The sequence below is a fragment of the Rheinheimera sp. D18 genome (assembly GCF_004345025.1).
Taxonomy (GTDB): domain Bacteria; phylum Pseudomonadota; class Gammaproteobacteria; order Enterobacterales; family Alteromonadaceae; genus Alishewanella; species Alishewanella metallidurans.
In genome coordinates this window covers 2,710,321-2,733,164 of record NZ_CP037745.1, presented here as the reverse complement: position 1 = coordinate 2,733,164, position 22,844 = coordinate 2,710,321, and the positions used below count along the sequence as shown (strand labels likewise).

The 22,844-nt window shown below is 44.7% G+C and carries 16 protein-coding genes; 10 read left to right on the top strand and 6 right to left on the bottom strand.

The features are described 5' to 3' along the window. Positions 1–33: 33 nt before the first annotated feature. The 8 genes from E0Z06_RS12925 (at position 34) to E0Z06_RS12890 (ending at position 10,626) form a co-directional block, all read left to right on the top strand. Entirely contained in the window at positions 34–537 is a 504-nt protein-coding gene (locus E0Z06_RS12925; protein ID WP_132585381.1) for a PEP-CTERM sorting domain-containing protein, read from the top strand. A gap of 255 nt (positions 538–792) precedes the next feature. Then, positions 793–3,894, top strand: a complete 3,102-nt coding sequence (locus tag E0Z06_RS15875; RefSeq protein ID WP_132585378.1) for a S8 family serine peptidase — start codon at positions 793–795, stop codon at positions 3,892–3,894. Positions 3,895–4,067: 173 nt separating this feature from the next. Next, entirely contained in the window at positions 4,068–5,099 is a 1,032-nt protein-coding gene (locus E0Z06_RS12915) for a substrate-binding domain-containing protein (RefSeq protein WP_132585375.1), read from the top strand. 141 nt (positions 5,100–5,240) lie between these two features. Continuing rightward, the gene (pstC, locus tag E0Z06_RS12910; RefSeq protein ID WP_132585372.1) at positions 5,241–6,620 is read left to right on the top strand and encodes a phosphate ABC transporter permease subunit PstC; all 1,380 of its coding nucleotides are present in this window, start codon (positions 5,241–5,243) and stop codon (positions 6,618–6,620) included. Positions 6,621–6,623: 3 nt separating this feature from the next. Continuing rightward, the gene (pstA, locus tag E0Z06_RS12905; protein ID WP_132585369.1) at positions 6,624–7,994 is read left to right on the top strand and encodes a phosphate ABC transporter permease PstA; all 1,371 of its coding nucleotides are present in this window, start codon (positions 6,624–6,626) and stop codon (positions 7,992–7,994) included. A gap of 59 nt (positions 7,995–8,053) precedes the next feature. Then, positions 8,054–8,824 (top strand): phosphate ABC transporter ATP-binding protein PstB, encoded by a 771-nt coding sequence (gene pstB, locus E0Z06_RS12900; protein ID WP_132585366.1) that lies wholly within the window; start codon positions 8,054–8,056, stop codon positions 8,822–8,824. A 42-nt stretch (positions 8,825–8,866) separates the two neighbouring features. Beyond that, a complete protein-coding gene (gene phoU / locus E0Z06_RS12895) occupies positions 8,867–9,586 on the top strand; it encodes a phosphate signaling complex protein PhoU (protein WP_132585363.1) in 720 nt (239 codons plus the stop codon). 101 nt (positions 9,587–9,687) lie between these two features. Then, entirely contained in the window at positions 9,688–10,626 is a 939-nt protein-coding gene (locus E0Z06_RS12890; protein WP_243695509.1) for a porin, read from the top strand. 51 nt (positions 10,627–10,677) lie between these two features. Here E0Z06_RS12890 and E0Z06_RS12885 read toward each other — a convergent pair whose 3' ends face one another. Then, positions 10,678–13,338, bottom strand: coding sequence for a TonB-dependent receptor (locus E0Z06_RS12885; protein ID WP_132585360.1), 2,661 nt, complete (start codon positions 13,336–13,338; stop codon positions 10,678–10,680). A 99-nt stretch (positions 13,339–13,437) separates the two neighbouring features. Continuing rightward, positions 13,438–14,850 (bottom strand): hypothetical protein, encoded by a 1,413-nt coding sequence (locus E0Z06_RS12880; protein ID WP_243695508.1) that lies wholly within the window; start codon positions 14,848–14,850, stop codon positions 13,438–13,440. Between the two features lie 273 nt (positions 14,851–15,123). On the opposite strand from E0Z06_RS12880, the gene phoB reads away from it, so the two are divergent. Together phoB and phoR are read left to right on the top strand one after the other, a co-directional pair. Next, positions 15,124–15,810, top strand: a complete 687-nt coding sequence (gene phoB, locus E0Z06_RS12875; protein WP_132585357.1) for a phosphate regulon transcriptional regulator PhoB — start codon at positions 15,124–15,126, stop codon at positions 15,808–15,810. Between the two features lie 17 nt (positions 15,811–15,827). After that, entirely contained in the window at positions 15,828–17,123 is a 1,296-nt protein-coding gene (gene phoR / locus E0Z06_RS12870) for a phosphate regulon sensor histidine kinase PhoR (RefSeq protein ID WP_132585354.1), read from the top strand. Positions 17,124–17,129: 6 nt separating this feature from the next. Here phoR and E0Z06_RS12865 read toward each other — a convergent pair whose 3' ends face one another. The 4 genes from E0Z06_RS12865 to ppk1 form a co-directional block, all read right to left on the bottom strand. After that, the gene (locus E0Z06_RS12865) at positions 17,130–17,708 is read right to left on the bottom strand and encodes a DNA-3-methyladenine glycosylase I (protein WP_132586825.1); all 579 of its coding nucleotides are present in this window, start codon (positions 17,706–17,708) and stop codon (positions 17,130–17,132) included. Between the two features lie 2 nt (positions 17,709–17,710). Beyond that, positions 17,711–19,033 carry an amidohydrolase gene (locus tag E0Z06_RS12860; protein WP_132585351.1) on the bottom strand — a complete coding sequence of 441 codons (1,323 nt, stop codon included), beginning with the start codon at positions 19,031–19,033 and terminating at the stop codon, positions 17,711–17,713. A 77-nt stretch (positions 19,034–19,110) separates the two neighbouring features. Continuing rightward, the gene (locus E0Z06_RS12855) at positions 19,111–20,649 is read right to left on the bottom strand and encodes an exopolyphosphatase (protein ID WP_207903088.1); all 1,539 of its coding nucleotides are present in this window, start codon (positions 20,647–20,649) and stop codon (positions 19,111–19,113) included. Continuing rightward, positions 20,649–22,772 (bottom strand): polyphosphate kinase 1, encoded by a 2,124-nt coding sequence (gene ppk1 / locus E0Z06_RS12850; RefSeq protein ID WP_132585348.1) that lies wholly within the window; start codon positions 22,770–22,772, stop codon positions 20,649–20,651. Before ppk1 ends, E0Z06_RS12855 begins: the two co-directional genes overlap by 1 nt. Positions 22,773–22,844: the final 72 nt, after the last annotated feature.

Sequence of the window (22,844 nt, the reverse complement as noted above, 5' to 3'; positions counted from 1 at the left end):
CTAAAACTAATAATAATATCCAGAGGAATACCCATGTTGAAATCCATAATGTTTGCTGTCGCAACCTTGGTACTAAGCAGTTTTGCTGCAACCCAAACTGCGCAAGCTTCACCAATTATTACTCAAGAGTTTTTGTTTGATGACGGCAGCAGCTTTGGCTTCCTGTCAATTGACACTGCCGATATTGATGCTGATGGTAATGTGTCTCAGTGGCATGCTTTTGAATTATTTGGTTATGAAATAGGCGAAGTTTTTGATTTTTCTGCTTCGTTCGATATCGATAATTTATTTGCCGGCCTGACGTTTTTAAACTTCGACGCTAATGACGTTTCCGATTTCTTTGCCTTTCAGGGCAGCTGGTTCGCAGATTTTGATTTAGGGTTCTTTACTATTTATACAGCTGACGGTGACTACCTTATTGACGATTATATGCTGATGGGTGCACCAGTTGTAAGCGGCGTAACTGTGCCGGAGCCTGGTACGCTGTTTTTAATGCTATCTGTTATGGGCGGCTTGTTGTTACGTCGTCGTGCCTAATTTGTTTGTTAGAAATGTTTTAAGTGTCAGATTTTTTATCACTTTTATCACAGATGTAATTTAATGTTTCAAAGTGGGCGGTCATAGCTAGTGGTGTTGTTGCGCAACACTACTTGTTTGCAACCTGTCCAATTATTTTACAGTTATGTGAAATTAGTTTTAAAAAAATTAAATTGTCGATTAATAAATAATGATCTAGACAAAATTACAAAATAAAAGTGTGTTGCTAAATAAAAAAATAACCGGAGAACATCCATGCAACTGAACAAAATTATGTCTCGTACTGCAATTGCTGTCGCAATGGCTGTGGGAGTGGTTCACGCTCAACAAATGAATAGCCCGTACGAGGTGAATATAAGCCCAGCACAGTTACAGCAATCTGCTGATGCAACTGATGCGGTGTCTTATATAGTGCAACTTAAAGGTAAAACAGGCGTAGAAAAAGCAGAAGAGCTAGGTGAGTTATTGCCAGCAAAGCAATCGGTAACAAAAGCGTTAAACCGTTATAATTCATCTTCTTCACGTATGCAAAGCTATACCGCGAGTTTAAAAGCCTTTCAAGAAAATTTAGCAGCGCAAAGCGGTGTTGATACTTTACTGCATTCTTATACTCATACTTTTAACGGTTTCTCGGCAAAAATGACTGCTGCACAGGCAGAAACCTTACGTAATCATCCGAACGTGGTCGGTGTATGGCGTGATGAATTACAACAATTAACCACGTCTAACACGCCCGCATTTCTTGGCCTTACTGATACGCCTAATGGTTTACATACGCTGGGTGTGAAAGGTGAAGATGTTGTAATTGGTATTGTTGATAGTGGTATTTGGCCAGAGCATCCAAGTTTTGCTGATGATGGCTCTTATGCGCCATTAGAAGGTTGGAATGGTACTTGTGACTCGGGCGAAGACGCGGCTTTCACCTGTAACAATAAATTGATTGGTGCACGCTACTTTAATCAGTCGTTTGCCAGCACTTACGCTATTCAGCCAGGTGAGTTTATTTCACCACGCGATGCTGATAACCACGGTACACACACCTCATCAACTGCCGGTGGTAATGCTGGAGTAACAGCCGTATTTAATGGCACGCCAGTCGCCACTGTGTCGGGTATTGCACCACGTGCCCGCGTTGCTATGTACAAGGCGTGTTGGAATAGCGATTATGTTAGCCCAACCGGCGCACAAGAGCGCGGTTGTTTCTACGGTGATACTATGGCCGCTATTGATGCTGCAGTGGCTGACGGCGTAGACGTTATTAACTATTCTATCGGTGGTAGTTTAACTGACCTAACTACGATAGCAGCAGCAGCTAAATTACGAGCCGCTCAGGCGGGTGTGTTTGTTGCGGTGTCTGCCGGTAACAGTGGTCCAGGTGCTGGCACCGTTGGTACGCCAGTACCTTGGGTAACTACCGTTGCTGCATCAACGTACGATGGTCTTAGTATTGCTAACGGCATTGAAGTAACTGCAGGTTCATTGCAAGGCACTTATATTGCGGTGGAAGGAGCTACGTCTAAGCCACTAAGTGCAACCGGTGATATTAGTGCTGATGTGGTAGTTGCTTCGCCATTATTAGCCTGTACGCCGTTAACTAATGCTGCGGATATTGCTGGAAAATTTGCGCTAATTCAGCGCGGCGACTGTTCGTTTGATATAAAAATTGCTGAAGCGCAAGCCGCAGGTGCTGCCGGTGTTATCGTTTATAACAATTCTGCAGTTGCTCCGATCCCTATGGGTGGTACTGACAGTTTCACTATTCCAGCGGTAATGACAACCTTAGCCGCAGGTACAGCGTTTAATGCTGAAGTTACTGCTGGTGGTGTAGTAAATGTAAAAATGAGCCCGTCAATCTTTATTGAAGGCGTGCCTGAAGTAGGCAACCTAATGGCTGGCTTCTCGTCACGTGGTCCTAACATTGCAACTTATGATGTTATCAAGCCTGATATTACAGCGCCGGGTGTTAAGATTTTAGCCGGTGGTTCATCACAACCCATGTCTGGCCCAGCAGGTGTTAGCTTTATTTATCTGCAAGGTACGTCTATGTCTAGCCCGCATATTGCAGGTATGGCAGCGTTAGTTAAAGAGGCGCATCCAAATTGGTCTCCTGCGATGATTAAATCAGCGTTAATGACCACTGCCCGTCAAAATGTGAAAAAAGAAAATGGCACAACCCCAGCGGACCCGTTTGATTTTGGTGCAGGTCATGCGGTACCAAACAAAGCGACTGATCCAGGTTTAACTTATGATATTACTAGCTTAGATTACTTCGCTTTCTTATGTGGTGTAGGTAAATCTAGTTTTGTGCAAAGTGCGAGTGGTTATACTTGTGCGCAATTTGAGGCAGCAAACTATGATACTGATCCTAGTCAGCTGAACTTACCTTCTATAGCTATTGCAGAGTTAACAGCGGCGCAAACCTTAACTCGTGTAGTTACTGACGTGAGTGGTGCCGCATCAGTTTATACTGCGACCGTTCAAGCTCCAGCTGGTGTTGATGTTCAGGTACTTACTACCGAAGGTGGCAACACCATGGCAGTAGCTGCTGGTGCAACCGTTGGTTACGGTATCAAGTTTACGCCAAAAGCTAATGCCGTAATTGGCAAGTGGGCGTTTGGTGCAATTACGTGGTCTGATGGTGTGCATACTGTTCGCAGCCCAATTGCGATAAAGGTTGAATCACCTAAGTTAATTGTTGCGCCTGAAGTGGTTAAAGGTCTCGTAAAAGCTAAAGCTGGCCGCGTTGCCTTTGACGTACAAATGAACTTTAGCGGTGTAACCAGTGCCGAAGTTAGCGGTGTTAGTGCACCATTTGGTTCTAGCGGTGTGGTTTCGCAAGATGCGGATGGAGCTTTTACCTTTAATGAAGCAGGCTTAGGTTTCCATGCTTTCCTGGTGCCTGCGGGTACTAGTGTTGCACGTTTTAGTTTATACGACGGTTTATCTGATGTAGCTGGTGCCGATTTAGACTTACATGTTTATCGCTGTATTGCTTATTCATGTACTAGGGTTGGTACTTCACTGAATACGGGTGGTAATGAGGTAGTTACCGTGCTTAATCCGCAGCCAGCAGCTAATGATGCTGCAGGTGATTTCTACTTAGCCTTTGTGCATGGTTATGATTTAAAGGGCCAAGCCAAAGCTAACTATACTATGCCAGTTTGGGTAGTTGACGCACAAGAAACGACGACAAAACTGTCGGCAAGTACGCGTGCTATTGCTGGTAGGCCAAACATTGTTGCTGTGATGACAAATAACCTGACTGCAAGCGCATTCCCTTATTTGGGTGTGGTTTCTTTTAAAGATGCTAACGGCGTTAAGCAAGCTTCAACTTTGGTTGAAGTAACTGCTAACTAAGTTTTATGTAAATACCAAAAAGCCCAGCAATAAGCTGGGCTTTTTTATTTGTGCTATCAGCTTAACTGCAAGGTATTAGTGCTCATCGAACAATCCCCCCTCGTTGTCATACTACTGTAATAAATATGCAGCAAACTAGTGCTGTATTTACATTGGACAGCCAAGGAAAAGATATGAAGCCGAATAAAAAAGCGACTATGTTGCTAATTTCTGTAACCGCTTTAGCGCTATCAGCGATGGCTGAGGCAAAAAGTCGCGATACCATTCAAATTGCCGGTTCCTCTACAGTACTGCCCTTTTCGTCAATTGTCGCCGAGGAGTTTGGTAATAACTTTGCGCAGTTTCGCACGCCGGTGGTTGGTTCAGGTGGCTCGTCAGGTGGCTTACGTCAGTTTTGCCAAGGCGTCGGTGAGAACACTATTGATGTGGCCAATTCTTCGCGAAAAATTCGGCCCAATGAGGTTGAAGCCTGCAAAGCTAATGGGGTAAAACAAATTATTGAAATAAAAATTGGTTACGATGGCATTGTGTTTGCGTCGCGCACCGATGCTGCAGTGTTTAAATTAGAGCCACAGCATATATTTTTAGCGCAGGCGGCTAAGGTGCCACAGGCCGGAAAGCTAGTAGTAAACCCCTATACGCGCTGGAATCAAATTGATAAAAACCTGCCAGATCAGGACATACTCCTGGCTATTCCGGGCTCTAATCACGGTACGCGAGAAGTGTATGAAGAAAAAGTGGTGATCCCCGGCTGTGAAAGTTTGGCCGAAATTAATACGCTAGAACAAAGCGAAGCTAAAGCTATTTGCACTGCCACCCGTAATGATGGTCGAGTAGTTGAAATTGCTGGAGATTACACTGAAGCGTTAGCGCGCTTAACCGCGCAAAAAGAAACCTTGGGCGTATTTGGTTTAAGTTTTTATGAAGCTAACCGCGACCGCATTAAAGTAGCCACCATGTCCGGTGTTGAGCCAAATTTAGATACCATTATTGCTGGTGAATATCCGGTATCGCGCCCGCTGTATATATACATTAAAGGCGCTCATATCGGTGTAGTGCCAGGCTTACAAGAATATGCGTTATTTCATATTAGTGACACTATGTCTGGCTTTGGCAGTGTGCTAGAAAGTGCCGGTTTAATACCTCTTGCTAATGCTGAACGTGAGCAAACGCAGCAGAATATTAAGCTTAAAGCGTCACTCTAGTAAGCTCAGATGTGCGGTTAAAAAAGAGCTATGTTATATAGCTCTTTTTTGCTTACGGCTATTGTCATAAAACTGAAATATAACTGACTTACACTACGCACCAGAATACCTTATCTAAAAAACGACTTTTATGGAGCAACCATGAGTAACCTTTCGTTAATTTTAGTGCTATTGCTAGTTATGGCGCTAGGTTACCAATTTGGTCTGGTTCGCAGCCGAAACGTTGCTAAGTCGCAGCTTAATGTGCCCATGCATTCTCGCTCACATCATTACGGTATGTTGGTTGCGTTATGGGCGGCACTGCCAGCATTTATTATTTTACTGCTGTGGTTGTTGTTAGCGCCAACAGTGATTAATAGCATGCTGTTATCGGCAGTACCTATAGATGTAACTAGCTTAAAAGCGGACGAGCTTCGTGTAATGCTACAGCGCATTAGTAATTTAGCCGGCAACTTTGGTGTAGTTGCTGATGCGGAGCCTTGGGAGCGCGCAGCAGCAGTTCACCTGCGGCAGCTTAAGGCCAACAGCACTATTGTTCTTAGTGCGCTAATGGCCGTTATTGTGGCTATTGGTATGCTAGTTAGCTTGTATAGCATTACACCCAAACTAAAAGCACGGCAGCAAATAGAGCGCGTAGTTAAAGTCTTGCTGATCCTGTGCTCTGCCGTTGCGGTGTTAACGACCATTGGCATCGTGTTATCAATGGTGGGCGAAACGCTAAAGTTTTTTAGTTATATTCCGCCTACTGAGTTTTTCTTCGGCACCAGTTGGAACCCTCGATTTTCAACAGTCGGCACCCAGCAGCAAGGCAGTTTTGGCTTATTGCCCCTGTTGGCGGGCACCACACTAATTGCCGGTATTGCCATGCTGGTCGCGATACCTCTGGGACTGATGGTAGCCGTCTATTTGGCAGAATATGCATCATTGCGTTTTCGTAATATCGCGAAGCCATTAATTGAAGTTCTCGCTGGCATTCCTACTATTGTTTATGGCTTTTTTGCCTTGGTTAGTGTTGGCCCCTTTTTACGTGATTTAGGTGCAGCGCTTGGCCTTAATATTAACGCTACCTCAGCGTTAACGGCCGGCGTAGTGATGGGTATTATGATTATTCCGTTTATTTCATCGTTGTCAGACGACATTCTTACTCAGGTACCCAAAGCCATGCGTGATGGCTCTTTAGGCCTTGGCGCAACAAAATCAGAAACTATTTTAAAAGTAGTATTACCTGCTGCCTTGCCCGGTATTGTTGGCGCGGTATTACTAGCCGCCAGTCGCGCTATTGGTGAAACTATGATTGTGGTACTCGCAGCCGGTAATAGCCCAGCGCTTACTGCTAACCCGTTTGAAGCGGTGTCTACGGTTACGGTAACTATAGTGAACCAGCTAACCGGTGATAACGACTTTTCCAGCCCGCAATCGCTAGTCGCATTTGCCCTAGGCTTAACCCTATTTGTTATTACCTTGCTATTAAACGTTATGGCACTGGTGATAGTGCGTAAATACCGTGAGCAATACGAGTAAGCTATGAAGATAATTACCGATAAATCTATACCGCATACTGCAACGTTAAGCTTAGTGCAGCAAAAGGTGATTGCTTCATTGCGCCACCGTCAGCGTAAAGAAACTTGGTTTCGCCGCTTGGGTTATAGCGCGGTGCTTATTAGCTTGGCGTTAGTGGCTATTTTATTTGCCAATATATTTTCTAAAGGGTTACCCGCATTTTGGCAGTCTGCTATTACTTTAGATATTTATTTTGACCCACAAATTATTGCTATTTCAGCTAAGCCAGAGCGTCGCGCTGATGAATTGACCGCTGATTATCAACAGCGTTTTCTGGCCTGGCAAACGGAAGTCGGTTTTATTAACTTTAATCGCTTAATAACCGATAGCTTGCAAAAATTGGTGCCAGATGGCACCAAACATAAACGCGACCTCGCACGCTTGGTAACATCGGGTGAGCGCTTTGCTTTGCGAGATATGGTTGTAGCTGAGCCGAGTATTATTGGCCAAACCCGCCGTTTAAACCTGTTAACCGACGCCAATATTGATGTTTGGTTAAAAGGTAATATTGACCGCAGTTTACCCGACGAGCAACAGCAACTTAGTGCCAACATGCGCGACTGGGTAGATGCATTAGCGGCAAATGGGGTGATCAAAAATCGTTTTAGCCTAGCCCTATTTATGAATGCAGATTCACGTAGTTCGCTAGCATCAGCCGGTTTGGCTGGTGCCTTTATGGGCTCTTTTTATATGATGTTGGTGGTGATCTTTTTAGCCGTGCCAATGGCAGTTGGCGCGGCCATTTATTTAGAAGAGTTTGCACCACGCAATAAACTGACTGACTTAGTTGAAGTAAATATTAATAACTTGGCAGCAGTGCCTTCTATTGTGTTTGGTTTACTCGGAGCGTCGGTGCTAATTGGCTGGTTTAATTTACCCATGTCGGCACCTATTGTTGGTGGTTTAGTGTTGTCGTTAATGACGTTACCAACCGTTATTATTGCGACCCGCTCAACGTTAAAGGCAATACCGCCATCTATTCGTCAGGCAGCACTGGGGCTTGGTGCTTCAAAAATGCAGTCTATTTTTCACCATGTGTTGCCGCTAGCCATACCGGGTATTTTAACCGGTGCCATTTTAGGTGTCGCTCAAGCCTTGGGTGAAACGGCACCGCTATTGCTTATCGGCATGAAGTCCTTTGTCGCATCAGTACCGGCGTCACCCTTGGAGCAGGCCAGTGCTTTACCAGTACAAATTTATTTATGGCAGGGTAATGAGTTGCGTAACTTTTTTGAAGCCCGTACCTCTGCCGCTATTATTGTATTGCTAATGATGATGCTAAGTTTAAATGGCGTAGCGATATGGCTGCGGAGAAAATATCAGCGGCACTGGTAAGCGAGCGAAGCAGCTGCGGTAACAAAAGAATTTTCGATTTTAAGGTAACGGATAAACGCATGACTAACTCAGCCCCGATAAAAATTAGCGCAAAAGATGTAGCGGTGTTCTATGGCAATAATCAGGCGCTGCATGGCATCAGTATGGACGTATACCAAAATGAAGTTATCGCGTTTATAGGCCCTTCAGGCTGCGGTAAATCAACATTTTTACGCTGTATGAACCGGATGAACGATACCATTGAGCACTGTCGAGTTACAGGCAGCATTTTGCTTGATAATCAGGATATTCATCAGCCGGAGCTAGACGTCGTGCAGTTGCGCGCACAGGTGGGCATGGTGTTTCAAAAGCCGAACCCCTTTCCTAAGTCCATTTATGAAAATATTGCCTATGGCCCGAAATTGCATGGTTTAGCGGCGCGCAAAGCCGATTTAGACGACATTGTTGAGTCGAGCCTACGCCGTGCGGGGTTATGGAATGAAGTAAAAGATCGTTTAGACCAACCCGGCACCGGTTTGTCTGGTGGCCAGCAGCAACGTTTATGTATTGCCAGAACCATCGCGGTAAGCCCAGAAGTTATTCTAATGGACGAGCCGTGTTCAGCGCTTGACCCTATCGCTACCTTGATTATTGAAGAGCTTATTGATGAGCTAAAGCAAAATTTCACTATTGTGATGGTGACACACAATATGCAGCAGGCTGCGAGAATATCTGATCGTACAGCATTTTTTCATTTGGGTAATTTAATTGAATTGGGTAACACCAATGATCTTTTTACTAACCCAAAGTTAAAACGCACAGAGGACTATATTACTGGACGTTACGGTTAAATGTTATGGCCAGCGCTATCACAATTTTAGGAGACGAATGTTATGCCAAACAGTAAGCTCGGCAGCCATTATTCGCAGGCTTATGATGCAGAATTACACCAAGCCGTAGTCTGCTTATTGCAAATGGCTACACTAGCACAACAGCAGCTAACCGATGCTATGGCAGCGTTTACCACCGCTAATTTAACCTTAGCGCAGCAAGTAAAAGCGTTTGACCGCAAGGTAAATACTTTTGAAGTAGAGATAAGTGAGCATTGTTTACTTATTTTAGCTAGGCGCCAGCCAGCAGCGAGTGACCTGCGTTTAGTGCTATCAGTGCTAAAAGCGGTTAATGATATTGAACGCATTGGCGACTTAGCTAAGCGAATTGCTAAAGTACTGCTAAAAGAGCCTGATAGTAATCGTCCACAGCCGGCACAGCTAGGGCAGTTAACGCTAATGGGCACAAAGGTGTTACAGATGCTAAGCCGTGCCTTAGTGGCATTTGAACGTGTTGATGTCAGTGAAGCATTAACAGTACTGCGAGCAGATAGTGCCATTGATGCGGATTATGCCGGCATTACCCAGCAGTGTTTGCAGGATATGCGTCAAAATGCCGAACAAATTACCACCAGCTTACAAATTATGCAGGTTGCTAAAGCGTTAGAGCGGGTTGGTGATCATGCGCGAAATATTTGTGAGCACACTATATTTTTGCGCACCAGCCGTAATGTTGCTCACTTAAGTGATACCGAGTTGCAACAAGTGGTAGATGAAGGGTAGCTAAAAGTAAGTAAATACAATATTAAAGAGGCTATGGCCTCTTTTTTTATGTTATTTTCTATAAGCGTAAAATACAAAAAATCGCCAAGTCGGTTAGACTAATGGCAGATTTATTCTGCATTAACTTAGGTGCACATATGAAAAAAACGACAATAGTATTAGCTATGATGTTGGCCAGTTCTTTATCTTTACAAGCCAAAGAATTGGAAGTGTACGGTAAAATTAACATCTCTGCGCAATCTAGCGATGAAGGCGACGGACGTTTTACTGAATTGAAAAGCAACTCGTCAAACTTTGGTGTTAAAGGCGAATATGCACTCGAAGACGGCTTAAAAGTAGTGTATCAGTTAGAATTCGGCGTAGAGACAACCAACGGAGCTAGTGATAAGAATATTAAAGCCCGTGATCAATATTTAGGTTTAGCCGGCAGTTTCGGTGAAATTCGTTTAGGTCGTCACGACACAGCGCTAAAGTTATCACAGGGTAAAATTGATCAGTTTAATAACTACGAAGCGGACGTACAAACCTTATGGCAAGGCGAAAACCGGCTAACAAATTCTATTAGTTATTTTACGCCATCATTTTCCGGTTTTTACGCCCAGTTTAGTTATATTGCTGAAGGTTCAGCGGATGCTGACGACGGTATATCTGCGGCCTTACTCTATGGTGATGAGAGCTTAAAAAGCAGCAATGTGTATTTTGGTTTAGCTTATGACTCAAAGGTAGCGGGCTTTGATACCGTGCGCGCCAGTGCGCAAGTTAAAGTAGCCGAGTTTAAACTTGGTGCTATGTACCAAACACAAGAAGCGGTAATTAGTGGCCTAGAACAAGACGGCTATTTATTCAGCGTGGCGTATCCACTAGAAAAGTTTGAATTAAAGGCCCAGTATCAAGCTCTGGAAGATGATAAGGGCTTTAGCGTTGGCGCCGATTATAAGTTAGGTAAAAATACCAAAGCCTTTGCGTGGTATTCTAGTTTTGATTTTTATAACGCGGTAGACAAAAACTATGTTGCCCTAGGGTTAGAGCATAAGTTTTAAGCTGATTAGTAAAAAACGCCGGTTATATACCGGCGTTTTTTATGTTGGCGATTAGTATTTATAGGCAAAGCTTAAACTGTAGCTTTGGCCCTCAATACGTTTTTGCAAAATTTCATTTTGCTGCAAAATTTCTACGTCGTTATCTAATAAGTTTTTTAAGCCTAATTTTACCGTCATGCTGTCGCTTGGTGCATAACTATAAGTCAGATCTAGCGAGTGAAAGGGTTGCTCAAAGGCGTCACCCTTTTCATTTACACCGGCAAAGGCAATGCGTTTACCAAACACGTTATAGGTTAGGGTAGCGTTATGCTGGTTATTATCGGAGTCAAAACCCAACTGCAGGTTAGCGATATACTTAGAATGACCATTTAAACTACGTGTTAGGTTGGTAAGGTTAGCGCCCGGAAAGCGTTGAATAGTAATGGCGGAATTGCTAACGGTAATATTGCCCGCTACAAAAAAATTATCTGCAAACTGGCCAATGCTGTCACTAAAAAAACCTAACGGTTGTAAAAAGTCGGCTTCAATACCATACAGCTTTCCGCTTTGTGCATTACGAAATGACATGAGTAAGTTGCCGTCTGACGCTGATAATTCAATTGCTTCTATTGGGTTTTTTAACGCTTTGTAAAATACGCCTAAGCTATAGTTGCTGCTATCTGCATACCATTCTAAGCGCGCATCTAGGCTGTTGATATCGGTACTTTGCAAGTTAGCAAAGCCAGTAACGTTAAAGTCGGTAAGTGGGTCGATATACAATACGGGTGTTACTTCACGTAAATCTGGCCTTACTGTGGTTTGGCTGTAACCTAAGCGGGCTTGTAAATCATCATTAACAAACCAGGTTAACGCTAGTGCGGGGTAAAAGTCATCGGCTTGCAATATTGAGTCAGTAATTGAGCCACTGATGCTGTTATTGGCAGTTAGCGGGATAGAAATTTGTTTAAAGTCTTCATAGCGCACACCTAAATTTAGGCGAACTGTGTAATTGTAGTTAAGCTCTAGTGCTAGGTAGCCGGCATCGATCATTTGTGCGGCTAAATAGTCGTCAGCTTGCGTGGTCACATTTGAGATTTTAAAGCCATTACTCGGGTTTAAAATATTGTCATCAGAAAAAATCTCAAAAAAACGGCCTGATAGTTGGTTAAGGTTAAAGCCTACCGTATCAAAGTTAAAGCGGTCGGTTTGGGCGTTACGGCTGCGTTCGAAATGCGCATAGCCAGTGCTTAACATCATTTCAACCTTACCCAGTGTTAGTGGCAGTTTAGTATCCCAACTTAGGTTTTCAGTGTTGTCTTGCATATCACTGAAACTATAATTTACGGCGTTTTGGTTACGGCGCAAAAATGAAAATACTGAACCATCAGCTTGGCTTTCGTTTAGGTAACGGTATTCAATTTGGCCCGGAGCATAGCGGCGCACTTTAGCTTTGGTGTATTGCCAGTTAAGGGCTAAATCGTTTAGTGGCGTAAAATTGTGCTTGCCGCTGATTTGATTACTTAGCAGTGTTCGCTGTTCATAGTTAATATTGGTATCGGTGTTCGAACGGTTATTCTCGTTAATGGTTTCAATACTGTCGCCACGTTTAATTTTAACTTCGTCTTTGGTATCACGCAGATAGATTGTTGCCGTTTCAAGGTGATGATTAACACCTAAATCTAGGCCAAAACTTAGCATGCCAGATAACTTAACCTGATGCTCAGTACCGCTAATATCGTCATAACGGTTTAGCGGTGTTAAGTTTTTGCCCGATACTGAGTAGTAACGCTCTTGCTCTTGAATATTATGTGTTGAACGGTCGTAACTTAGACCGGTCATTACGCCAAATACGCTATCTGAGGTTAGAGCAAAACGGTCACCGAACGAGATACTGCCGTCAACATCCGGTTTTATGCTGGTAGCATTGATATCGATATTGCGGTTAAAAGCCGTACCTAAATGGCGTAACGTATTTTCTGCCTGCGCTAAATTATCAGCATTAACCCCACCAAGGTTTTCGGCAATATTAATCGGTGTTAGCACACCATATTGCTGCTGCGCGATGGCAAGTTCGGCTGGTATAGCGCGTACGCCGTTATCTTTACCTTGCCAATCGTTACTGCCACCGGCATAGCTAACGCCACGTTCATTGTTTAGGCTGTTGTACCCGGTGCCTAAGGCAACATTAAAGCTGCGTTGTAGCGGAATTGACGTGGTGCGAATATTAACGTTACCACCACCAAAGGCGGCAGGTAATTCTGGCGAATAGGCCTTTTGCACGACTAGGCTTTCAATAATGCCGGCGGGGAACATATCTAGCGGAATAACATTACGGGTTGGATCAGGGCTTGGCACCATAGCGCCATTTAATAGCGTACTAGAATAACGCTCGCCTAAGCCGCGCACATAAATAAATTTATCTTTTACTAGTGTAAGGCCGGTTACTCGGCGCAGAGCTGTAGCGGCATTGCTATCGCCGGCTCGGCTAATTTGTTCGGCACCCAATAGCTCTGCTACATAAGGCAGCTCACGGCGTTCGGCTGCTGCGGCTGCCGCTGAACTTAGCAAGCGGCCCGATACTGAAATACGTTCAACACTTGCGCTATCTGGTGTTAATGGCTCGGCTGGGTCTTGAGCTGCCGCATTTAGCGACACGGCAGCAGCGGCGGTGTGTAGGGCTAAAACTACACCGCGCCCAATACGGCTAAAAGTAAACTTTGGCATACTGCTCATTTAAACTTTTCCTATTGGTTTAAGGTTGTCGCTGTTTAGTTGAGTAACGCGACGGCATAAAAAACACTGCCAGTATTAAACCGGCAGTGTGTGTTTTACTTAGTCGGTTAAACCTATGGTCCAACCCTGGGTCCAATTGGTTTTGCCATCAAAGGCACCAATATGCGTTACGTTGTCAAACCAGTTATCAACATAGTTAGCCACGTTATAGCCATTAGTTAAGGCGGGTGAGTTAGCTGCGGGTATAAAACCGGCTAACAAGGCACTGCCAACTAGGTTGCCCGGTTGTGCGCGAAACCAAGCGCCGGTGTCTAACGTAACGTTGCCATTGCTATCAACGCTATTTTTAAAGGGTTCGGTGCAATCAATAATGGAGTTTCGAAACACAATTTCGCCGTTGTTGGCATTGGTTATCGACTCATCGCTATTTATTTCAAAGCATTCACCCATACCTTCAGGACCGGTCACTATGATGTTGTACAACTCAGCTGCGGTGCCAGCACGCAATAAAATGCCTTCAGAGTCGTCTTCACCATCAAAGTTGTTGCCAATAATGGTCATGTTGGCAATGCGCGGTTTGGATAGCGGTTGTGCAGTAAAGTTACCTGATTGGTTGTCCGCTTCAATACCACGGTTAGCTTTAGAATTATTGGGGTTGTGGCGCACCAGTACATGCTGCATACGGCCAGACCAGCCATCGGCCCAGTCTAACGAGTCGTCGCGATTACCGGTTAGCACCACGTATTTGGCGTCAACGGTGCCGCCAAAAAACTCAACACCGTCATCAAGGTTGTTGTGTACTTGAATATATTCAACGCGAGTGCCTCGGCCGACACCTGCAAAGGTAATACCGTTTAATTCGTTGTCAGGAATAACTTCGTAACCGGCATAGCGTACTTGCAGGTATTTTAATGCGCCGCTGCTGTCGTCGGCATCAGCGCCACCGTAAGGGCCAGCTTCGCCTTCGGCTTCTACTTGGCAATTTGCTAAATCAGCTTGGTTACATTTGTTGGTTGGCGCCTTACCTAACAACACCAAGCCGCCCCATTCTGCTGCAGAATCGTTATTAGACAAGCCCAGCATGTCATTTATAGACGTCATGATGATGGGCGCTGCAGCGGTGCCCACCGCTTGAATTTTTGAGCCGCGCGCCACTACTAAGTAGTCAGCACCGCTTTTACCAAACAGCGTAACACCTGGTTCAATCGTTAGCGTAGTGCTGTTGGCGTTATCGTTACCTACAGTTACCTTACCGCTTAACGACCAAATAATATTTGCGGTTAGGCGGATATCGTTAGTAATAGTGCCGGAAATACCACACACGGTTTTATTTATGCTGGCTAAGCTTTTATCTTCGCTAGCAAAGCTAGGGCAGGGGCCAGTGGCTGGTGGTGTGGTGCCGCCAGTATTACTGCCGCCATTTCCAGCATTTACCACTAGGTCACCACCACAGCCAGCCAGTGCTATTGCGGATGCTAGTGCGCTTAGTTTTAATAGTTTGCATAAAGCCATTGCCATCTCTCCATTTGGTTTTTTAGGTGCTGCAAATAAGTCGTATGCACCCTACAACAGAAAAATGACGGTTTTATTACAATAAAGTCGTTGTCACAAAAGGGTAATAACGCCACGCAAAGCATCAAAACAGGCTGTAGTTAAAGATTATTCTTTGGTTTTCATAAAAGTGTCATAAACTGCGGTAATACTAGGTTAAGCAAATAATTGTTAAGTAATAATTAGCGCCGCGCGGCTAAAAAGCCCGACAATAAATCGAGTGTGGTGGGTTTAATGACAAGAAAAATTTTAGTAGTAGAAGACGAAGCGCCAATACGCGATATGCTGTGTTTTGTTTTGGAGCAACACGGTTACCAAGCGACAACGGCTGAAGACTATAACTCGGCACTTAATGCGCTAGTAGAACCTTATCCTGATTTAGTATTACTAGACTGGATGTTACCCGGCGGCAGTGGTATTCAGATAGCCAAAAAAATGAAGCAGCATGAGCTAATGCGTAATATCCCGATTATTATGATTACTGCTCGAGGCGAAGAAGAAGACAAGGTGCGTGGCTTAGAAGTGGGCGCTGATGATTATGTGACTAAACCATTTTCACCTAAAGAATTAATGGCGCGCATTAAAGCCGTTATCCGTCGCGTAGCACCCACTAGCCTAGACGAAGTGTTGGACGTGCAAGGTTTAAAACTTGACCCTGTATCGCATCGGGTAACGGCACAAGAGCACACCCTGGATATTGGCCCTACCGAGTTTCGCCTACTGCATTTTTTTATGACCCATCCCGAGCGAGTATACAGCCGCGAACAGTTGCTTGATCACGTGTGGGGCACCAATGTGTATGTGGAAGATCGCACGGTGGATGTGCATATTCGACGTTTACGTATGGCGATTTCTGTAGCCGGGCATGATAGATTAGTGCAAACCGTGCGTGGTGCTGGTTACCGTTTCTCCGCTAAGTAAGGTTAATTACTGCCGTTATGCGTCAGCTACTGTCAAAAAATAAGGTGTATACCAAGCTCGTTCTTTTATATTGCTTTATGGCCTTGGTCGGCTTTATTTCTAACAGCTTAGTGCTGGCGCTACTTATTTTCACCATCGCCTTACTGCTATGGCACTATCATCACTTGTTTCTTATGGATAAATGGCTGTGGCAAGATCGTAAGCTATCACCGCCGATGGCTGACGGCATTTGGGCACATTTATTTGAAGGTATATATTACCAGCAGCGCAAAGATCGGCGTAAGCGCCGTGAACTTAGAAATATGGTACGGCGCTTTCGCGATGGTGTAGAAGCATTGCCAGAAGCCGTAGTAGTACTGCGTGATGACTGGACTATTGTTTGGAGTAACCAGTTAGCACAAACCTTAATTGGCCTACATTGGCCGTCGGATGAAGGCATTCGGTTAGATAACCTTATTCGCCATCCTGATTTTCAGCAATACTTAGCGGCAACAAACTTTACCCAGCCGATTGAGCTGCCATCACCGGTGAGCGCGCAGCGAACACTTGAGCTTCATCTGGTGCCCTACGATATTGAACAATACTTGTTGATCGTCCGCGATATCTCGCACTTAAAGCAGCTTGAGCAAGTTCGTAAAGACTTTGTTGCCAACGTATCGCACGAATTGCGTACACCGCTTACTGTGCTGCAAGGTTATCTTGAAGTTATGGATGATGAGCATTTACCCGATAAAGCGATGTGGAAAAAAGCGCATAACGTAATGCTAGATCAGACCAAACGTATGGAGCTGTTAGTGCAGCAATTACTCACGCTATCGCGAATAGAAGCTGCTACTAAAGTACCGTTTGATAATGAAGTCGATGTACCAAGCTTGCTTGCGACCTTAGAGCAAGAAGCGCAGGCGCTGAACCATGATAAACAGCATCAAATCAGCTTTGCTGTTGATAGCAAGCTTAAAGTAACCGGCGTTAGTGAAGAGCTACGTAGTGTATTTTCTAATTTGCTCACCAACGCCATTAAATACACGCCTAGTAACGGCATTATTCAGCTTAGCTGGCAGCGACAGCCTAATGGTGCCGTGTTTACGATAACGGATAATGGGCCGGGTATAGCACTGCAGCATGTAAAGCGTTTAACAGAACGTTTTTACCGAGTAGATGAAGCGCGCGCTCGCAATACCGGTGGCAGCGGTCTTGGCTTGGCTATAGTGAAGCATGTGTTGTCGTGGCATAATAGCAAGTTGGTCATTAATAGTGAGCCCGGCAAAGGCAGCTGTTTTTCCTTTACGCTACCGCCAGAGCTAGTGCTTTAAGCTGACTTATATTGTGCTTACCCCATGTTTACAAAAGCACTGATTATGATGGTCATTTACCATGCCGCAGGCCTGCATGTAGGCATACATAATGGTTGAACCAATAAAGGTAAAGCCGCGTTTTTTTAAGTCTTTACTAAAAGCATCAGATTCTGGGCTGGTAGCACGAATGTCGGCAGCGCTGGCAATGTTATTCACTTGCGGTGAACCATTAACAAAGCGCCATTGATATTGGCTAAAGCTACCAAACTCTTGCTGCACTTCAATAAACCGTGACGCGTTATTAATAGCTGCAGCAATTTTTAGCCGATTACGAATAATACCTGGGTTTAGCAGTAGCTCACTGACCTTAGCTTCGTCAAATGCCGCCACCTTTACCGGGTCGAAGTTAGCAAAGGCAGTGCGGTAGTTGTCACGCTTTTTTAATACGGTATACCAGCTAAGCCCAGCCTGAGCGGCTTCAAGCACTAAAAACTCAAACAGTTTATTATCGTCATACACCGGCACACCCCACTCGGTGTCGTGGTAGGCCACGTAATCGGGTTTGCTTAAATCTGCCCAGTGGCAGCGCTCTGGTACTGGCATCATTATTGCGGCTTAAGCGTTGGCGCTTGGTCTAAATAATCTAGCGCTAGCGAACTTAATGCGCGCACGCCGTTAATTAGTGCATCTTCATTTACGTCAAACATCGGCGAGTGGTTAGGGGCAACCTCGCTGTTAGTTTTGCCTTCTGGCGAGATACCTAAAAAGAAAAACACCCCAGGAATTTTTTGTTGATAAAACGAGAAGTCTTCGGCACCAGTAATAGGTTTAACGCCGGCAACACCTTTATCACCAGCCGCCCATTTTAAGCTGGGCATAGCCCAATCGGTAAGCGCTGGGTCATTCCAAGTAACGGCAGCAAAGTTGTGCACATGCAGTTCTGCTATGGCGCCGCTGGCTTTGGCAATGTGTTCACTGGTGGTGGTCATGCGAGCAATTAAGTCTTCACGCATAGCGCTGTCAAAGGTGCGAATAGTACCTTCTAGCTTTACGTCATCAGGAATAATATTCCAACGAATACCACCATGTACCTGACCAAAAGACACTACGGCTGGCGCTTTGGTCACATCAATTTGCCGTGCCGGAATAAGATTAATCGCATTAATTAGCTGGCCAGTAACGTTGATAGGGTCAATACCCAGCCATGGCGATGAGCCATGTACTTGTTTACCTTTTACCGTAATTTGAAAGCTGTCAGCCGCCGCCATAATACCTTCGGTTTTTACCTGTATTTGCCCAGGGTTGCCAGGCCAAACGTGAAGGCCGAAGATAGCCGACGGCGAAGGGTTAGCAAATAGGCCTTCAGCGAGCATCATTTTAGCGCCGCCGTCTTCGCCGTTTGGCGGGCCTTCTTCCGCTGGTTGAAACACAAACATAATAGTGCCGCTAATATCGGCCTTTTGTTTGCTTAGTACTTCAGCCACACCCATTAACATCGCAACGTGCGCATCATGGCCACAAGCGTGCATTACACCGGTTTGTTGGCCGTTAAATTCAGCCATTACTGTTGACGCAAAGGGTAAGCCTGTTTGTTCGGCTACTGGTAACGCATCCATATCAGCACGTAGCGCAACCACAGGGCCGGCTTTACCGCCTTTAAGAATGCCAACTACACCGGTATGAGCAATGCCGGTGCGAACCTCTAAGCCTAGCGATTCTAGGTGTGCAGCTACTTTTGCGGCAGTTCGCACTTCACGGTTAGATAATTCAGGGTGTTGGTGTAGATCACGCCGCCAGCTAATCACTTTAGGCATAACCTGCTCAATGTGTTTACTCAGTTTAGTTTTACTGTCAACTGAGCTATCGGCCATTGCGGGTGCAGAAAGCAGCAGTGGTAATAATGCCAAACTTAACAATGATAAACGCATAACCGCTCCAAGTTTTTAGTCTGTTTCTACCTTAAGCGCTAATAGTGAAAAAGCCAAGCAATGATATTGTTTGATATCTAGCTGGCTTTTACTGTGGTTAAGTTGAAGCAATCAAGCGTAAAACCAATTTTCTTTAATACTTTTTGCTCTGCGACTAAATCGGCGGCAAGCAAGCGTTGTTGTGCCAGCCAGTCTGGGCTTAAATGTAGCTGTAGCTGCTGTACTTTTGCACTAACGGTTAGTTGTGGCAGTATATCATCGCGTCGTTTTTGGTTTAACAAAACGGCCAAACGCAGTAGTACCGTTAAATATACCGCCTGTGATAGCTGATACAGGCTAAAAGTAGGCATGTCATCTAAGCGGATTTTATGCCGATGGAAACGTACTAAGGTGGAGATAAGCAGTTGTTCTTCTTGGTTAAAGCCGGGTAGGTTGGCATTTTCTAAAATGTAGGCTGAATGTTTTTGTACACCTGATGAATTAATGTGCAGACCAACTTCATATAAGGTTGCGGCCCAGCCTAATAATGTGGCATCTTCGTCATTTAGCTGCCATAACTGGCGTACCTGCTGAAATAGCACTAATGCGGTATTACGAACGCGCTTGGCTTGAGCCATATCGACGTCGTAACGGCGCTGCAAGCTAGTAACGGTATGCTCACGAATATCCACATGTTGCAAACGATCGCTCATTTCATATAACACACCTTCGCGCAGTGCCGCGTCGATATAGGTTAGCTGGTCGATTTGCAATAGATTAAATGCGGCAATTAGTATGGCTAAACCCGAGCAAATCAGTGGTTTTCTATCATCTGTTAGGCCGGGTAAATTTAATTGCGCGCTATTGTTGTACGCTAATAATAGGGCTTTAAGCGCCAACAGATGCGACAATTCTAGAGCGTTGTTACTTAAGCCTAAACCAACAATAATATCGCGAATAATTTTGACCGTACCCGAGGTGCCCACTACTTGTTGCCAGCCTAACGCTCTAAAGCTAGTGACAATAGGTTCTAGCTCTTGTTCGGCCTGTAAAATTGCACGGGCAAAGCGTTTTTCACTAATACGACCTTGGGCAAAGTGCTGCAAACCATAGCTAATACAGCCCATGTTTCTGCTGCCTAGTTTTAACGGTTGCAAACCCACCCCAAGGGCGAGTTCAGTGCTGCCGCCACCGATATCGATTACTAAGCGGTGACCGCTAAAATATTCAAAATTAGCCACACCACTGTATATAAAGCGCGCTTCTTCTTGGCCAGAAATAATTTCTATTGGAAACGGAAATACCGATTTAGCACGGCGTAAAAACGTTGCGGCATTTTTTGCTCGGCGTAAGGTGTAGGTAGCAATAACCCGCACCGATTGTGGCGCAAAGGGCTTTAAGGTATCAGCAAATTGCGCTAGGACGGATAAACCGCGGTCAATGGCCTCTTCACTTAGCACAAACTGGTCGTTTAAACCTTGTGCTAGTTGAAGTTTTTGCTTTTCACGATGTAATGGCTGAATGTCGCCATCGACCACGCGAGCAATAACCATATGAAAAGAGTTTGAACCCAAATCAACCGCGGCCATATAGGCTTGGTTTTCTGGGCGTGTTACGTTAGCAGTAATGTCATTCATTAATGGCTTTGGTCGCTGTTTTGCCAGGTTATGCGGGCAAAATAATCATAAATTTCTTGTTGTGAACGTATGCTACGCTTGTTGCCGCGCTTCACGTAGCCATTGCTTTGTTGGGCGTCAATAATACGCGCCTTTACGTTATCGTGCCATTGAATGTCTAACGTATCTAATACTTGCTGTTTAAGGCGCGGATCATAAATGGGTACGCCAACTTCAACTCGCTGGTCTATGTTTCGAGTCATCCAGTCGGCTGATGATAAGTAAACATTAGTGTCGCCGCCATTATGGAACACATAAACCCGGGCATGTTCTAAAAAGCGATCGAGCACAGAAATAATTTTTATATTTTGGCTAATACCGCTAATGCCGGGAACCAGTGCACACATACCGCGAACAATAATACGAATTTTTACTCCTGCTTGGCTTGCGCGGTACAGTAGTTCGACAATTTCTGGATCAGCAAGATTGTTTAGTTTGAGAAAAATCTCAGCCTTATCGCCACTGTTAGCAAAATCTATTTCACGCTGGATCAGCTGAATTAAGCGTGACCGACTCCACGTGGGCGACACAATAAGGTGCTTAAACTCATATTGACGGTAACTGTATTCAACAAACTCAAAAACTTGATCAATTTCAGCGGTAATTTCTGAATGACAGGTAAATAGGCTGATGTCGGTATAAATACGGGCGGTTTTCTCATTAAAGTTACCGGTACTAATGTGGCCATAGCTAATGGTTTTACCGCGTTCTATACGGCTAATTAGGCACAACTTAGAATGCACTTTTAATGTCGTTAAGCCAAATACCACTTGAATACCGGCTTCAGTCATTTTACGTGCCCAGTTGATGTTGTTTTCTTCATCAAAACGGGCAGTTAGCTCTACTACTACCGTTACTTTTTTACCATTACGCGCAGCATCAATTAATGAGTTAATAACGCGCGACTGCTTGGCCACTCGGTACATGGTGAGTTTAATTTGGCTAACTTTGGGGTCAAATGAAGCCTGGCGTACCCATTCTGTAAAGTAACCAAAGCTGTGATACGGGTAATAAAGTAAAATATCGCCGGCTTTAATGGCGTCGAAGCTGGTGGCATGCTGCTCAAATTCCGGGCTTTTTAATGCTGGCTGTATTGGAAAGGCTAAGCTTTGATGGCCAATGTTGGGAAAGCCGATAAAATCTTTAAAATTGCGATAGCGGCTGCCAGGAATTAATGACTCAGCGCTACTGCTAGTGCCAAGCTGTTTACTTAAAACTTTTAGCATTTGCTCAGGCATCGCATTGTCGTATACCAGCCGCACAGGGTCTGATTTTAAACGCTGACGAATGCCTTTAGACATTTTATCAATCAGGCTCTGATCTAGTGTGTCGCTAATATTGTAATCGGCATCGCGGGTGAGTTTTAATGAGTAAGCTTCGATGGCGTCAAACTCAAAAAAGCCAGAAAACAAATCGGCAATACAGTGCACGATAACGTCGTCTAGTAGCAAAATTTGCCGCCGATAATTACCGTTCTTTTTTCGCGTATTCAGTTGCAGCGGTAACTCAATAAATCGTGACAGCTCATTAGTTGGCACTTGCACTATGGCGTATTCTGGCTTACTAGCGCCGGTCATTTCGACCATTAAATAGGTAGCGTTATCTTCTAGCGCTTTGGGTAAACTGAATTCGTCACCAGATAAAATCATCGGTGATATATGCTTTAACACTTCGTCGCGAAAATATCGGCGTACCCATAATGATTGCAAATCAGTTAACTTATGGTGGTCAATTAATTCTATATTGTGCTTGCGCAGCTCTAGCTGAATATCAAGATAAATAGCATTAAAACGCGCACCAAGTTTTAATACTTGTTGTTGAATCGCCTGCATTAATGCTTCGGCATCTTCTTGCTCAGTATTTTGGTATTTTTTTAGCAAGATACGGCGCTTTACATCGGCTACTCTAACGCGAAAAAACTCATCCATATTGTTTGAGTAAATACCTAAAAAGCGTAGGCGCTCTATCGGTGGGTTGCGCTCGTCGGCCGCTTCTTGCAGTACTCGGTCATTAAAAGCCAGCCAGCTTAATTCACGCGAATAAGTAGGATACTCACTCTCGCTGACGGCATCGGTGTATTCCATGGTCCAGCTCCCTAACTACGACTGGGTTAAGCAATGGTAAGTTTATGCAACAAGATAAAGGCAGCCAAACCT